Origin of the sequence: Caballeronia sordidicola (assembly GCF_001544455.2) — a bacterium.
In the GTDB taxonomy this organism is placed as follows: Bacteria; Pseudomonadota; Gammaproteobacteria; order Burkholderiales; family Burkholderiaceae; genus Caballeronia; species Caballeronia sordidicola.
The window spans coordinates 359,475-375,143 of the sequence record NZ_FCOC02000003.1 but is presented as its reverse complement, the minus strand read 5'-3'; the positions used below and the strand labels follow the sequence as shown (position 1 = coordinate 375,143).

The window sequence follows — 15,669 nt, the reverse complement described above, 5'->3', positions numbered from 1 at the left end:
GTCCCGCATATCATGCCAAGGATCTTTATTCTGTTGACATCGCAAAGTAGAAGAGGATTTCGTGCGAAGCTTTCTGCTGGGACGGCTGAACCTTGACATTGCGTGGTAACTGCTTCGCTCGAATCGGCTCAAAGCCTGCGCGTAGGTTTTACAACGGAAGGCTTTCGCCTGAAGGGATGACGTTGTTCGGCAAGCATCGGGACCACCGGACAGTGCCGGCAATGAATGAAAAGCGATTGGACCAACGGGTGACCGGCTGCTTGGAGCAAGGCGGGTCGCATCGATTGAAAGACATGAAACCGCGCGTATTGTAGTACGCAAATATGAATGCCCATGACGACGACCCAAACTTCCCCTCATACCGATGTCGCCATTGTCGGCGCCGGCATTCTCGGACTGGCGCACGCTTATGCGTTCGCGCGGCGCGGCTTGCGCGTGACTGTTTTCGAGCGTAGCGGCACGCCGCTCGGCGCGTCCATTCGCAACTTCGGCATGGTGCTGGTCACCGGCCAGCCGCCGGGCGCAATGCATGCGCTCGCGTTGGCATCGCGGGAAATATGGCTTGGCTGGGCGCGCGAAGCGGGACTGCACACGCGGCGTTCAGGCTCGCTGATGTTCGCCCGCAGCCCGGCCGAAGCCCGCGTCATGGAGGCGTTCACTGAAACGCGCGCCCGGGAATCGGGCTACGACGCCGCCATGTTGCCGCGCGCCGCGCTAAACGATCTCTACGATGGCCGCTTCCGCAAACACCATGCCGCCATGCACGGCCGCGCCGACCTGCAGGTCTTTTCACGCGAGGCGATACCGGCGTTGATCAGCTACTTGCGCCGCGCGCATGGCGTGGATTTTCGCTTTGGGACGCTGGTGCGGAAGATCGATGACGGGGTGATCGATACAACGGCTGGCGCGTGGCGTGCGGAACACGTGGTCGTGTGCGCGGGACATGATTATTTGTCGTTGCTTGCGCCCGCGCTTGCGGCAATCGACCCACGCGTGTGCCGTTTGCAGATGCTCCGCGTCAGGTTGGCGAAGCCTTTTGCCCTCGATCATTCCGTGCTGACGGGTCTGAGCTGCCTGCATTACGGCGCATTTTCGGATTTGCCCGAAGCCGCCGCGCTGCATGACGAAATCGCCACGCGAGAACCCGCGTTGCTCGAACATGGCATTCATTTGCTGGCAAGCCCGACTCCGGCAGGCGACCTGATTATTGGCGACTCGCACGATTACGCTGAAGATCCGTCGCCCTTCAACGCGGCATCTGTCGACGACATGCTGCTCGCGCTCGCGCAGGACACGCTTGGCGGCGAGCTTGAAGTTATAGAGCGATGGCAAGGCGTTTACGGCGCACGGACCCGCACGTCGGACGCGCCTTTTTCCGTGCTGCGCCCGGCGGCGAACATCACGGGCGTGTTCATGCACAGCGGCGTGGGAATGAGCATTGGGCCGGCATTGGGCGAACGTGTAGCGGCCCATCTGCTCGATGGCGCAGCGTTACCTAAGGTGTGACGCCGTGCCGCATGCTGGCGTTATTTGTCCATCAGCCACGATGGACAACCGGCAGCCACGAAGCGGTCACAACGACGACACTTAACCACCCGTACACGTGGAACTCGATAAATTCCGGAATTGATTGGACCAGTCACCGCTCATGGCAGCTTGCGCCGCCGCAAGCGACAAGTCCCCGGTACACACGCAGCGCTTCAGGAACACGGCCAGCCGCTCCTTGCGGCGCTGGCCCGCGCGGCCATCCCAGCGGCGAATATCCAGATTGGCTGTCGCCGTGGGGGAGCCGCCAAGCAATATCGGCATGCGGTGATCGAGTGCGTATTGCGACGCGGCAGCCGGGTCCACACGGCGTTGCTTGAGCAATTGTTCCTTTTGTCGCTGCAGGGTCTCGAACGGAGGCAGGACGTCGTCGGCGTAACCGGGACGGCAGATCGTGTCCACGATAGTCGACTGTGTCACGCGCGGATCCAGCAACCCGGGCTTCTGGGCGTAAGCAAGACTGCAGGCGGCAAGCAGGAACCACGCGGCGGCAAGCGCCAGGAGAGAACCATGCCGGTGATGCGAGGAAGGCCTTCTATTCATTCGGCAAGCGTGCCGCGCCAAAAACAGCGCGGCCAATGTCGGAGCGAGAGGAGGGCCTAATTAAAACACATGCGCGTCTCGATAACGGCAATGAACATTAATGGTGAACCCGGAGTCGGCAACAAATATAGACGTCAGCCGTCGTCCTGTGCCAGCGCGGCGTGTTGCGTCAGCGCCGTATCCAGCGCTGACGCTTCCTTGTTCAAGCGCGCGTAGGCATCGTTGATTGCGGTCAGGTCAGACGGATGCGCGCCGCGCTCAAGACACGCGCGCTGTAACGCAATGCAGGCGTCGGCGAAAGGCGTTGCGCCGATCACCAGCGCCGCGCCCTTCATGCGGTGCGCAAGCTCCTGCACCCGGCGAAAGTCGCTCGCAGCGAGGGCCGCGCGGGTTTCATCGAGATCGAGCAGGTTTGCCCATTTCAATGCATCGATGAGCGGCGCGGCCTGAGCGCCGTAGCTTTTCAGAAGGTCTGCATCGAAACGGGGCGCGGGCGTAGCGACGGCCAGCGCGGAATGGTTTTCGTGAGGCTGTGCCGGGACATACGGCGGTGGCATCACCGTTTGCCGGCCGATCGTATTCGATGGGAAAGCCCGCGCTGGACCATAGGCACGCCTTCGCGTGGCAGGCTTCAAAAGCCGGATCGGCGCATCCGATACCGGGAAAAACCTCGCATACGCGTGCGGCGACGCATGCTCCGCCGTTTCTGGCGCAGCGCCGGGCTCCTGCGCGGCGAGCACGAGCGCATGGCGCAGCGCGTCGAGTCCCAGCGGCTTGACGAGGCACTGCGTCATCCCCGCCGCGAGCGCAAGATCGACGGCCTCGCGCTGCGCGTTCGCCGTCACGCCCACAATGGGTATCCGCGCGACCGGCAAACCGGCGTGCATGCGTTCGAATCCGGCTTCGCGCTTGCGGATCGCGCGGGCGAGGTCCTCGCCGCTCATCACGGGCATCGAGCAGTCGGTCAGGATCAGGTCGAATGGCGAATCTTCGAACCGTTGCTGTTCCCATCGCGCCAAAGCAGTTGCGCCTTCGCTGGCCGTTTTGATCTCGCAGCCAAGGTTTTGTAGCTGGCTCGTGAGCAGGATGAGATTGGCCGGATGATCGTCGACGACCAGTACCCGCAGACCCGCGCGCACGGGAGTTTCAGTATCTTCGGAAGCGCTGGCCGGCTTATCGGCGGGCGGCACGGCGACCGGCAGGCTCACCTTGACCGTGAACCGGCTGCCCTGCCCCGGTGTGCTCTCCAACGTGACGGTGCCGTTCATCATGGTCATCAGCCGCCTGCAGATGCTGAGTCCCAGGCCGGTCCCGCCGAAGCGCCCAGGCCGCTCCTGACGCGCTTGCGTGAACGGCGCGAACAAGCGCGCCTGCTGATCCGCGGCAATCCCGAGACCGGTATCGGAGACAGTGAGCATGAACGCGCAGCGCGTGTTCGTCAGCGCGATCGAATAGTCGATCGCGACCTCGCCGGCATCGGTGAACTTGATCGCGTTCGATAACAAATTGCCGAGCACCTGCCTCAGCCGCAACGCATCCGCCATGACCCACGCGTGCTCGCGCTCGCCGCTTGCACGCACTGTCAGCGTCAAGCCCTTCACACGCGCCGCCGGTTCGTAGATCGCCGCGACGCCTTTCACCCACGCGCCGAGTTCCATCGGCGCAGGCGTCAATGCCAGCCGCCCTGCTTCTATCTTCGCCATGTCGAGAATGTCGTCGATCATGCCGAGCAGATCGCGCGCCGCGCCGTGCGCCGTGCCCAGCGCCTTGACAGTCGATGCCCGGTCGCCCGGACTGCGCAACTCGAGTTCGAGCAAGCCCAACACGGCGTTCATTGGCGTGCGGATCTCGTGGCTCATCGCGGCAAGGAACGCCGACTTCGCGCGGTTGGCGCTCTCGGCGTCGTTTCTGGCACGCCGCATCGCCTCTTCGGCAGCACGGCGCCGAGCGACCTGATGCTTGAGCGATACACCCCAGCCGGCAAGTAAAGCAAGCAGCGCCACCGCCAGCAGCGCGCCAAAAATGACCTGCGGACGCCGCCGCTCCCACTGGCTTTCGGGATGTTCGATCAGCAGCCATCGGCGGCGGATGGCGTCGAGTTCGGCGGGTTGCATCTGCGCGATGGCCTTGTTCACGATCGAAAGCAACATCGGCTCGCCGCGTGCGATAAGAAATCCGTGCTGTACGGGTTGATCGGCGAAAGCGCCCGTGATCGCGAGCTTGTCGCGGTACGGATTGCCTACCGCATAGTTCGCGAACGTCATGTCGATGATCGTCGCGTCCGCGTCGCCATTCAGCACGGCGTCGAACTGGCCGGTAATCGGCGATGTCTCCACGATCCGCGCAGTAGGCACACGTTCGCGCAACATGGTCATCAACGCATGATTGCGCCATAGCGCAACGCGTTTTCCGTCGAGCGCGCGCGCGTCGCGAAGCGGCGTGGTTCCCGTGCGCGTCACGATCGCAAGCACGCCTTCGCCGTATGGCTTGCTCGGCACGAATTGCGGCGGAATCTGTCCCGTACTCAGTCCGTAGGCAATCAGGGCAGCGTCGCCATCGAAGATATCTTTGGTGACGGCTTCGGTCGAACCGCGCAAGTGACCCTTGAACGTCAGCCCGGTCAATGCGCCGATAGCCGACAGCATATCGACGGCGAGTCCCGCGGGTTTGCCGTTCGAATCGCGGAAAGTCATGGGCGCGGCATCCGCGTACATGGAGTAGTCGATGACGGGATGCGCCGCGATCCAGGCACGCTCCGCTTCGCTCAATTCGAGTGGTTGCGTGAACGTCACGTTCGCCGCGACGCCCCATCGCGCACGCACTTCCATGAGAAAACGGGCCGGCAATGCGGCGAGCGCCGCGTCCGCGCGACGCCGTAACGCTTCGCCCGTAGCGTCGGCGGCGAACGCAAAGCTGTAGCCGGCTTCGTCGAATGGTGCGAAGCCGGACAGCGTCAGGCTGATCAGATCGAAGTGGTCGACCGCATAACTTGCGGTGACGAGATCGCCGACAAAAGCATCTGCATCGCCCAGGGAGACCGCGAGCAGCGCGCTCAGCGCATCGCGATAAGCCACCGGGTGCATTGATGGATATGCACTTCGCAGCCGCTGCAGCGACGTTTGCGCCTCCACATAAGCAAGCCTTCCTGTGCGAACACCACCGACACGACGCTCGACATAAACCTGCTTGGTGGCGACATAGGGCCGGCTATAGAGCAATGCGGGGCCACCATCATTACCGGTTGCGCTGGCCGCCATATCTATTCGATGCTGACGCAATGCGTCGATCATTGCGTCGCGGTCGGCGAAAGTCTGCCATTGAAGCGGCCTTTGCAACGCGCTTGCAATGTGCTGCGCAAAATCCGCGGACACGCCGCGCACCGAAATTTCCGATTCATTCGGATTACTCATTTCCATGGGCGGCAAAGCGCCCAGGACCGCACCGACAATCAATGGCCTTGGTTGACCGGCATTTACCAACGCATTCGGCGAAGCGTTCGCCGAAACGCAGATCAGAAACAACAGGAGAAATAATGCCGCGCGGTGCGCCAGGTCAGGCGGTTTTATCGCGATGAGCGTCCTTTGTGAAGCCATGAGCAATTCCCCAGGGAAACGACGCAATGCACGCCTGTTTGATGAGGATCGCCAGTGTCGCAAATCCCGGTGACAAGGCCAATAAAGGATCGTGAAACAACGCATCGTCCGAATTGGCACAGTGCTCACGTAAGGCTTCGTTAATCGAGAAGTAATGCGTCATTATTGCGGCGCTCACAACAATATTTAGCGAAATTCAGCGTTAATTAAATGCCTCTTGCGTGCCTACACTTTGGCATGTGTCGTGCGTTTTCGATAAACCGCCCGGTTTTCAAAGACGCGCGCTAGCAGCAAAGACAATCGAGGAGACACCGCCATGCTCAAAACGCTTATTCCCGCAGTCGTGCTTGCGGCGTCATTAGGCGCACCCGTGCTCGCCAATGCGCAGCAATCCAGCGACACCGTCACCCGCGCCGCAGTCAAGGCGGATCTGGTCCAGATGGAACGCTCGGGCTATAACGTGGAAGGCGATCACACGAGCTACCCCGCGCAGACGCAGGCCGCCGAGCAGCGCGTGGAAACAAGTCAAGGCGTGATGGCGACGTCTTATGGACCGTCGGTGACGGGTTCGTCCGCGGCTGGAACGCGTGCGCTTGTTGCTCAGCCTGACGGTGCGCGCTCGACTTATTTCGGACAGTAAAACGAGCGCTAAGCAAGGGTTGAAACGATTTGGGCCTGATTGAATGAAAGAACCCGCGATGGATAAATCCATCGCGGGTTCTTTTATCAACTGCCGCTATAAACGCAAATCAGGCCGGCACAGTCTCCGCCTTCTCCGCACGCGACCAGACCCGGTGCCCTGACATCGCGGTGATGAACGCCTTCATGACCTTCTTCGCGTCGCTGCCGACGCTCACGCCTTCGTCGCCCGTTGGCAGATGCGCGGCGGCAAGCACATCCTCGCCATCTCCCACTGCGCCGATCGCTTTCAGGTGCTTGAATGCTTCGAGCACGTAATGACGCGCATCGCCGGATTCCGACAGCAGCTTGGCGCTCGCCGCGCCGCCGGCGACAACCACGCCATCGAACATGATAGATGGCAAGGTGAGAATGGTCGCATCGACTTCGACTCCGTCGCCCAGCGTGCCCAGTTGCGGCGCGATGACTTTCGCGTGCGCGCCTTCGGCAGCAAGCGCGTCCTTGATTGCCTTGATGCTAGCAACGTCCGCTCCCTTGGCGGCGAGGATCGCGACCTTGCGCGTCTTCACCGAAGGTTTCGCCTTGGCTACAAGACTCAACGCTGGCGATTGTTCGATGGATGATTTGCCCAGTTGCTCTGGCGTCGCATTGGCTTTTGGTGCGGGAAGGCCCAGGTTTTCAGCCACTCGAGCACACAGTTCGCTATCGATATTCGCCAGGATTCCAAGCTGCCTTTCACGGATGAACTTGCGCTCGACCTTGCTCAGTTCGAACGAATACGCGCCGACAATATGATCCTTCTCCGGCTTCGTCATGCTCTTCCAGAACAACGTGGCTTGCGAAAAGTGGTCTGCGAACGACTCGCTGCGCTGCCGGATCTTCACGGCGTCGACGCGTTCCGGATACGTTTCAAAACCACCGCCGCTTGCGGCCGGCGGCGTTTCCTTCGGCCAGCCGCTATCGATGGAATTCGGCTCGTACGACGCCTGGCCGCGATTCACCGTCATCCGGTGTTTCGCGTCGCGCTGATTATTGTGCATTGGCGCGAGCGACCGGTTGATCGGGATTTCGTGGAAGTTCGGGCCCCCAAGACGGCTGATTTGCGTATCGGTATATGAGAACAAACGGCCTTGCAACAGGGGATCGTTCGAGAAATCGATACCCGGGACGATATGTCCCGGACAAAAAGCAACCTGCTCGGTCTCCGCAAAAAAGTTGTCCGGGTTGCGGTTCAGCGTGAGTTTGCCGAGCATGGTGATCGGCACGATTTCTTCCGGGATGATCTTGGTCGGATCGAGGATGTCGAAGTCGAACGAATGCTCCTGATCCTCTTCCACGATCTGCACGCCTAGTTCGAACTCCGGATAGTCGCCCATATCGATTGCTTCCCACAAATCGCGTCTGTGGAAGTCCGAATCCTTGCCAGCAAGCTTTTGCGCTTCGTCCCACAAGAGCGATGCGGACCCGATGGTCGGGCGCCAGTGAAATTTCACGAACCTGCCCTTGCCCTCTGCATTCACCAGACGAAATGTATGAATGCCGAAGCCTTCCATGGTGCGAAGGCTGCGCGGGATTGCGCGATCGGACATGGTCCACAGCACCATATGCGCTGATTCGGGTACGAGAGAGACGAAGTCCCAGAACGTGTCGTGCGCCGAACCGCCTTGCGGCATTTCGTTGTGCGGCTCCGGCTTCACGGCATGCACGAAATCAGGAAACTTGATGGCGTCCTGAATGAAGAAGACCGGCATGTTGTTGCCCACCAGATCGAAGTTGCCTTCGTCCGTGTAGAACTTGACGGCGAAACCGCGCACGTCGCGCACGGTATCGGCGGAACCGCGCGAACCCTGCACCGTCGAGAAGCGCACATAAACGGGCGTTTCCTTATTCGGATCCGACAAGAATGCGGCCTTCGTCAGGTCCGTGTGAGCCTTGTACGGCTTGAATACACCGTGCGCGGCGGAACCACGCGCATGAACGATCCGTTCGGGAATCCGTTCGTGGTCGAAGTGCGTGATCTTTTCACGCATGATGAAATCTTCGAGCAGCGACGGACCGCGTGGACCAACTTTAAGGGTGTTCTGGTTATCGGAGACCTTGACGCCCTGATTGGTCGTCAACGCCTGGTTGGTCGCGTCGGAGCGAAATTGCTCCAGGCTATCCAGCTTGGGATTGGTGTTGTTCTGCGACGGTGTGCGCGCAACGGCGCTGGTGTCTTTCGAAGGCGCGGTTGCGCCTCCATTCTTCTTCGAAGTCGGCATTGAGGGGAACTCCAGTATGCAATTGGACTGACGCATCTGACATGCGCTCGCCATTCGTTCGCAAGCCGCGTTCCCGCCAATGCCGCTCAATGCAACCGCTAGCTTTTCTTGCGTTGCTGCAGTGCGCGAATACGGCTCATCGCCTCATGATTCGCGGTCGCCGCTTCATACATGCTCGCAAGATCCGCCTTGAGTTGCGTGCGCGAACCGCCATCGAGATAAATCATGTGACCCGAAGGATAAAATTTCGCCGAGAGATTCTCGCGCACGGTTTTATCGATGAGCGGCATTTGCTGCAGGTCCAGCACCGTTTGATAGAACGGCGTGACGAAATCATAGAAACCATTCGCCGAAAGCACCTTCAAGTCGATGTTCAACGCCATCACCGCGGCCAGATCGCCCGCCGTATAAAGGACGATGTTGCCCTTGTCGTCCATGCCTTTTTCCGCCCCGGTCGGATCCTTGTGATGAAAGTCCCAGTTAAGAAAAGCCTGGTCGTTGAGGTCCGTGAAGGACGAAGTCGACGTGAACATCAGCTTCTCGTTCAGATACTGGTTCCACATGGCGGTGTACACACCGGTCACGGCCGTCATGGTCGGGTCGTTGCCGCCGGAATTCGGATCGATCTTTCCCGCAATGCCCGTGGAAATAGCGGTCACGCGGCCATCGTAGGAACCGAGCGCCACGCCCTTCGACTTGAGCAGCGTGGTCAAAAAAAGCGAGTTGCCGCGGCTGTCGTATGAAGCGATATCCAGGCTCCATGCAATCAGCGTGGCTTTATCGATACCTGTGTATTCAGAGAGTTTCTCCACTGTATCGTTGTCGGTTTGCGGAAACTTGCGCAACGCCGCTATGTAATCCGTGCGCGCGAATTGCGCCACCTCTTCCGAAAATTCAAGCAGATCGGCAGGCCGCGGATGTACGCCGAGTTTCTTATGAAACCATGCGTCGGCAGCAGCGGTCGGCAGTGCGCCGACCGGATTTCCCGTCTGCGTGTAATCGAGAATGGAAGACTGCAACGTGACGCCGTTCAGGTCCACGCCGTCTTCATGCAAGCGATACGCCAACACGCAGCTACGCGCCGTTCCATACGATTCGCCATATAGGAACTTGGGCGAATTCCATCGATTATTCTTGGTCAGGAAGCGTTTGATGAATTGCTTGATTGAATCGGCATCCTGATCGACGCCCCAGAAATCGCGATTCTTGTTCGGCGCAATGGCCGCCGAATACCCGGTGCCAACCGGATTGATGAACACGAGATCGCTTTTATCCAGCAGACTGTCCGGGTTGTCCTCCATCTGATACGGCGCGGGCGGCGTGAAGTCGGGCGTCGACGTCTTGATGCGCATTGGCGCGTAGGAACCGAGCAGCACGAAAACTGCCGACGAACCCGGCCCGCCGTTATAGAAAAACGTCAGCGGCCGCGCTTCCTCGGTCTGGTTGTCCTGCGTGAACGCAACATAAAAAAGCTTGGCGTTGGGCTTCGAACTGCTTGGGTCGACAATCACCAGATGCCCCGCCGTTGCCGTGTAGTCGATCTTCTTCCCGCCGATCACCGCCGAATGATGCGTGATCGCAGCGCTTTCGTCGGTCAGGGTTGCATCGATGGCGTCATCAGGCCCGTTGCCATAAGGCGTCGGATCGAAATACGGCTGATCCTTTTTGCTCGAAGACGTGCTTGCAGCCTTTGCATTGTTTGCCGCCGGTGAGCCGGGGTTCGTCATGATTGCTCCTTTGCCGTTGTTGTTGGAGTTCTTGCGCGAATCTTCCTTGGTCTTTCATGTCTTCCATGCCTTCCGGCGCAGCGCTTATTTAAGCGCCGCCGCGACTTTTGCGCCATCGGGACTGCCGAGACCCGTGCACGCGTCCCATCCCGCCGATGCCTCGAAACTGCCGTTGTTGCCCTGAGTAATATCGTGCCCCGCCGTTTTCGCGCGATACAGCTTCGGATTGATGAATCCAGCGGCCTTGCCCGCCGTTGCATTGATCCGCGCAATCAGCGCCGCCCATAGCGGCGCGACCGCGCTCGTGCCGCCCACGACCGTCTCCGTGCCGCCGATCAGCACGTCGTAGCCGCTTAGCGGCGACGCGTCCCCGGCCACATCCGGCACGCCGCGTTTTTTGAGCGCTGCCTTCGCACCTTCGGCGCGCGTCGTGTTCAGGCCGTTCTGCCAGACAGGCAATGCGAAAACCGCGCTGACGCCGCCACCGCCCGCGCCGCCCTGATCGCCGTCGTTCCATACCACTTCGCTCGTAATGCCTTTCGCCGATGCGCTCAGGTTCGTCCCGCCGCAAGCAAGCACGTACGGGCTCGATGCCGGGAAATCGACGTGATCGTGGCCGTCGCCCACGCCGTCGCTGGAACCACTGTCGCCGGACGCCACGCAAATCGTCACGCCCATGGCCGCAGCGGATTGCAGCACGTCGTTGAACGCATTTTGCGACTGCGCCGTCCAGTTCGATTCCGGGCCGCCCCAACTGATGGAGATGACGGAGGGCTTGTTGGCGTCGTCGTGGATCGCGCGGTTCACGGCATCGACAAAACCCGCGTCGCTATTGGTCGTGAAATACACCGCGATGCGCGCGCCCGGCACGATGGCGCCGACAATTTCGATATCCAGCGTTACTTCGCCGTCCGGCCCGTTCGGATTTCCCGTGGGCGCATTGTTGGCCTGATCGACACCAACGGATATCACATCCGGCTTGCCCACGCCGAGCTTCGAGAAATACGCGCTGAGATCGCTTTGCTTATACCCGCCGCCCAATTCGATGATGCCAACGCATTGCCCGCTGCCGTCGCCATCGGGAAAATTGTAGAGGCGCGCGAGATCGAGCGGCGTGTACGAAGTGCTCGCCTGACCGCGCGCAGGCTGGAATGGCGGCCGGAAACGAAAATGCGGACGCGCTTGCGGCCGGCTGTCCAGACCGAGCACGGCGGTTACGGCGTCCTTCATGTCCGATGGCACGTTCACCGGTCCCGAACGCCCGCGATATTCACCAATTGCGTGGTGTTCGAAACGTTCGAGCTTGACGTCGAACGCGGCGCTGAATTGTGCGATCGTGCCGGACAGCACCACGCTGCGCGAGCCAGCATCCGCACGGACCACATCCAGTCCCTGCGCCTTTGCAAACGCTTCTATCTTGGCCACATCCGCTTGCGATGCGCCAAAGCGCTTGCCGAATTCATCGCGGGAAACCGGCGTTACGTCGGCGGCGCCTTCGTTGATCTTTTGCATCAGCTGCTTGAATTCGCCTTCGTTTTGCCGGCGAAGCATCACCACCACTTCGATTTTTTCATCCGGATTGCACGCGCCGACGCAACGCGCGCCTTCGGGTTGCGATTTGTCGCTGCCTGGGATCGGGTGTTTTGTAACGGTCATGGTGCTCGGACTCCTTGCTGGTACGAAATTCGTGTCGCGTGGATTGGGCGTTCGAGATGACCGACAGGGCTTTCCGTCGGACAACGTTCTTCCGACATACCGCGATGAACGCAGTTCCGGAACCGGCAAACGATTGCCAACGAAAGCAAAACCGGACGCAAAAAGCGGATTCAGGGCCGGTCTTCAGGATATTCCCGGCGGCCGCCGGCGGACAACCACGGTTCACGGCGGATACACCACAACTCGTAAGTCGGTTCGAGAAAGCCAGTTTCATCGAACGCGCCAATTGGAAGGTCGATTTCGTCAGTGTTCACATACGCCATGTACGCCACCGACCCGCACACCGCGCAGAAATGCCGGCGCGCATCGGCGGAACTTTGCCAGGCTTTGGTGGCGCCCGACATGGTGACCTGTTCGGCAAGATACACGGCATACGCGCCGAACGCCGAGCCATGCACCTTGCGGCAAGTCATGCAGTGGCACAGTCCGACGCGATCCGGATCGGACGACACCACGAACCGCCAGGCGCCGCATGCGCAACCTCCTTCGTGCGTGGTCTCGCGATATTCGCGGTGTTCGCCCGATCCGGCTTCCCCGTCGACCGGTTCCTGACTAGAGTGATTAGCGTGACTGGAGTGACTTGTGGAATGGTTCATCGCGGCTCCCTGTAAACTGGTATCGGTACATGATCCAGGCAACGGCAACGGTAGTACCAATATGCGACTGGTAGCAACTCTTGCGCCGAAGCGCACGCGGGCGCTGCAAAAAGCCGCGGGTTTGCTACGATGACACCCCCAAAGAGACGGAGATGGCGTTCATGAAGCACGTATCCCTGCTGGCTCTGCTCCCCACCGGCGCCTCGGCATTCGCAACGGCGACTGGTCCGAACGCAACACCAGGCGCGGCGGATCTCGCCGCCCACGTGCTCTCGCATGAACGGTACGACGCCGCCGCGAACGCGCCATCGCCTCGTACGGATTACAAAAGCGTGAGCGTCGAGGATGTGATGTCCGACGAGTACGTGTTCCCGCTGGGAGAAACAGGCAAGTCGATCATACTGTCCGGCGCTCAGATCGCCGCGGGTTTTCTCGCCGAACGCGCCGCCGACGAATGGCTCGAACTTGCGCGCGCGCAACACGTTGCAGAAGGCGGAACGGCCGATGACACCACCCGCCACGTGCCCGATCCCGCCGAAGCCGATCAGCTCATGGATCGCGCGATGGAATCCGCCGAACGTATCCTTGCGCCTTTTTCCGCCGCGCCGGTAGCGTCGCTGTTTGAAACGCATTATCGCGGCGGGCGTGAATTTCTCCGGCTCAGCTGGGAAGGCTTGCCGGAAGATCTCGTGCCGAAATCGCGCCGCCCGGCCGCTGCCGTGGCCGCTGTGCGGCATTCACCGGGAGAAGCGACGCCGAGGGATTACGACCCGTACGGGCTGGAAGGCACAAGCGACTACGACGTCGACAAGCCGCTCGCCTACCGCGAACAGATCGGCCCGTTCCTGCTGACCATGACGTACCGCCATGAATACCCGCAAGTGGACGACGAACGCCTCGGCACCGCATTCGCCGTCTTTCATGAAGCCGGGACAGATATTGTCGCGGCCGCCGTCGAGTTGAAGCTCGTGAAAGTGCCGCCCATCCAGAGCAGCGCCGACCTGGTTTATGTGCTGGACACCTACTCCGGCGAAATGCTGTCGCTGGCGCTCGCCGCGACCGAGGCGCTCGGGCCGGAACGCCTGTGTTCGGTGTTCAACACGCACCGGGTGGTGTTTATCAGCACGTGGGAAGTGCGCAAACCCTGGCGCGGCGAAGGTCTGGGCGTTGCGCTCCTGCGCGAGGCGCTCGAGCGCCTGCCCGCGGACCCGGACGGCCGCCCCGATGCGTTGTGCGTCGCGCCCGAGCCGTATCAGACGGAAGCGCGATACTTGGAGCAGTTGCCGCCCGCGCTGCGCCGCGAACTCGATGTCCCCGCGCAACGTCTCACGCAACATCTGTCGGAGTGGCTCGAACGCGCCAGCCTGCCGAATGTGAAGACGCATTTCTTCATTCCGATGGCAAAGCATGCCGGAATTGGATCGGCGGGAGAAAACGCGCGGCTGATCGACCGGATCATGGAAAGTGAAGCCTGACCGGATGTTGATCGTGGTCGATATGCAGGCGAAGCTGATGCCGCATATCGACAACGCCGGGCGCGTGCTCAAACGGTGCGCCGCGCTGATCTCGGCGGCGGATCTGCTCGGCATCCCTGTGCTCGTCACGGAGCAAAATGCGAAAAGACTTGGCGCGAGCGTGGACGGGCTGACCCGCGGTTTGCCCCATGGTTCGATTCGCGAGCATTATCGGGTCATTGAGAAGCACACATTCGACGCCACGCTCTGCCCGGACTTCATTGCAGCGCTGCCGCCGAAGAACACGGTGCTGTTCGTGGCGGGTTGCGAGACGCATGTCTGCGTTCTGCTGACCATACGCGGTTTGCTCAGGCTGGGTTACGCCGTGGAACTCATCGCCGATGCCACCGGTTCACGCGTGCCGGAGGATAAGGCAATCGCGCTGGCACGCGCGCAGCGCGACGGCGCGCTTCCCACCACAACCGAAACGGCGATTTTCGGCTGGGTGGAAAGTTGCGAGAACGCGCGGTTCAAGGAAGTACTCGCGCTCATCAAATAGAGCAAATAGCGCGCGAGCCATGTCTAGCCGTCATGGCTGGCATGAGCAGATTTCGATTGTTACGGGATTTTGGCCTCCCTACAGTCCATTCACACGCGGTCGTTCAAGCCGCAATCTCTCCGACTTTCGCCATTGCTCAAGGCCACCACCATGACCCTTTGCCTCTCACGCCTTGCCCGGCGCATTTTTGTGGCCGCGGCTTTCGCCGTGCCGCTTGCGGGCGCGGCGTCGCTCGCCCACGCGGATGCGCTCGATACCGTGCAGAAAAACGGCGTCGTCCGGGTCGGCGTGTTCATGGATTACCCTCCGTTTGGTTCTATCGGTCCGGATATGAAGCCGCAGGGGTATGACATCGAAATGGCCGATTACCTGGCGAAGGCAATGAAAGTCAAGGTCGAGCTGGTTCCGATCACGGGCGAAAACCGGATGGCGTACCTCGCCACGGGTAAAGCCGATGTATTGCTGAGCGTGGGCCAGACGCCCGAGCGCGACAAGGTGCTCGATTTTTCCCGGCCGTATGCGCCGTATTACCTGGCTGTATTCGGGCCGAAGACGCTCGCCGTGAAAAACGAGAAGGACCTGGCCGGCAAGACGATTTCCGTGGCGCGCGGCACGCTGGAAGATTTGAGCGTGACGAAGGTCGCGCCGCCGGATGCGACCATCAAGCGTTTCGATGACCCCAACGGCGCGATCTCGGCGTTTCTGTCGGGGCAGGTTCAACTGATGGTGGTGGGAAACGACGTAGGCGCGACGATCATCGCGCGGAATCCGCCGATTGCGCCCGAACAGAAGTTCCAGCTTTTCAGTTCACCCGATCATGTCGCGGTCAACAAGGGCGAGACACGCTTGCTCAAGGAAGTCGACGCGGCAGTGTTGAAGGCGAAAAACGACGGCACGCTGAACAAGCTTTCGACAAAGTGGCTGAAGGCACCGTACCCCAGCGATCTGTAAGCTGGCTTCCGGTTTTTTGATCCTCAGTTCGATTGATGATTGATGCACTGCCGCCTTTGGGCGGCGGTTGCGTTTACCTCTGCGC

The 15,669-nt window shown here is 60.7% G+C and carries 12 protein-coding genes; 5 read left to right on the top strand and 7 right to left on the bottom strand.

Annotated features, from left to right (window positions below):
• The first annotated feature begins 327 nt into the window (after positions 1-327).
• Positions 328-1,506 (top strand): TIGR03364 family FAD-dependent oxidoreductase, encoded by a 1,179-nt coding sequence (locus AWB64_RS08020; RefSeq protein ID WP_060818156.1) that lies wholly within the window; start codon positions 328-330, stop codon positions 1,504-1,506.
• A gap of 81 nt (positions 1,507-1,587) precedes the next feature.
• Here the strand turns inward: AWB64_RS08020 and AWB64_RS08015 are convergent, their stop codons facing one another.
• From AWB64_RS08015 to AWB64_RS31900, 3 genes are all read right to left on the bottom strand, one after another.
• Positions 1,588-2,088, bottom strand: a complete 501-nt coding sequence (locus AWB64_RS08015; RefSeq protein WP_244163981.1) for a hypothetical protein — start codon at positions 2,086-2,088, stop codon at positions 1,588-1,590.
• A gap of 134 nt (positions 2,089-2,222) precedes the next feature.
• Complete coding sequence (locus AWB64_RS08010) at positions 2,223-5,681, bottom strand: ATP-binding protein (protein ID WP_060818155.1); 3,459 nt, start codon at positions 5,679-5,681, stop codon at positions 2,223-2,225.
• A complete protein-coding gene (locus tag AWB64_RS31900; RefSeq protein ID WP_167353908.1) occupies positions 5,641-5,844 on the bottom strand; it encodes a hypothetical protein in 204 nt (67 codons plus the stop codon). The genes AWB64_RS08010 and AWB64_RS31900 overlap by 41 nt, the downstream gene beginning before the upstream one ends.
• Before the next feature lie 153 nt (positions 5,845-5,997).
• Between AWB64_RS31900 and AWB64_RS08005 the strand changes: the two genes are divergently transcribed.
• Positions 5,998-6,321 (top strand): DUF4148 domain-containing protein, encoded by a 324-nt coding sequence (locus tag AWB64_RS08005; protein WP_060818154.1) that lies wholly within the window; start codon positions 5,998-6,000, stop codon positions 6,319-6,321.
• A gap of 109 nt (positions 6,322-6,430) precedes the next feature.
• Here AWB64_RS08005 and katE read toward each other — a convergent pair whose 3' ends face one another.
• The 4 genes from katE to AWB64_RS07985 form a co-directional block, all read right to left on the bottom strand.
• A complete protein-coding gene (katE, locus tag AWB64_RS08000; RefSeq protein WP_060818153.1) occupies positions 6,431-8,581 on the bottom strand; it encodes a catalase HPII in 2,151 nt (716 codons plus the stop codon).
• Between the two features lie 98 nt (positions 8,582-8,679).
• Complete coding sequence (locus tag AWB64_RS07995; protein ID WP_060818152.1) at positions 8,680-10,308, bottom strand: S10 family peptidase; 1,629 nt, start codon at positions 10,306-10,308, stop codon at positions 8,680-8,682.
• A gap of 84 nt (positions 10,309-10,392) precedes the next feature.
• The gene (locus tag AWB64_RS07990) at positions 10,393-11,964 is read right to left on the bottom strand and encodes a S53 family peptidase (protein WP_060818151.1); all 1,572 of its coding nucleotides are present in this window, start codon (positions 11,962-11,964) and stop codon (positions 10,393-10,395) included.
• 170 nt (positions 11,965-12,134) lie between these two features.
• On the bottom strand, positions 12,135-12,620 hold the full coding sequence (locus AWB64_RS07985) for a GFA family protein (protein WP_082850395.1): 486 nt from the start codon (positions 12,618-12,620) through the stop codon (positions 12,135-12,137).
• Positions 12,621-12,781: 161 nt separating this feature from the next.
• Between AWB64_RS07985 and AWB64_RS07980 the strand changes: the two genes are divergently transcribed.
• From AWB64_RS07980 to AWB64_RS07970, 3 genes are all read left to right on the top strand, one after another.
• Positions 12,782-14,095, top strand: a complete 1,314-nt coding sequence (locus AWB64_RS07980; protein WP_244163980.1) for an inositol monophosphatase — start codon at positions 12,782-12,784, stop codon at positions 14,093-14,095.
• Positions 14,085-14,633 (top strand): isochorismatase family protein, encoded by a 549-nt coding sequence (locus AWB64_RS07975; RefSeq protein WP_244163979.1) that lies wholly within the window; start codon positions 14,085-14,087, stop codon positions 14,631-14,633. Before AWB64_RS07980 ends, AWB64_RS07975 begins: the two co-directional genes overlap by 11 nt.
• Before the next feature lie 150 nt (positions 14,634-14,783).
• Positions 14,784-15,584, top strand: coding sequence for a transporter substrate-binding domain-containing protein (locus tag AWB64_RS07970; RefSeq protein WP_060818149.1), 801 nt, complete (start codon positions 14,784-14,786; stop codon positions 15,582-15,584).
• Positions 15,585-15,669: the final 85 nt, after the last annotated feature.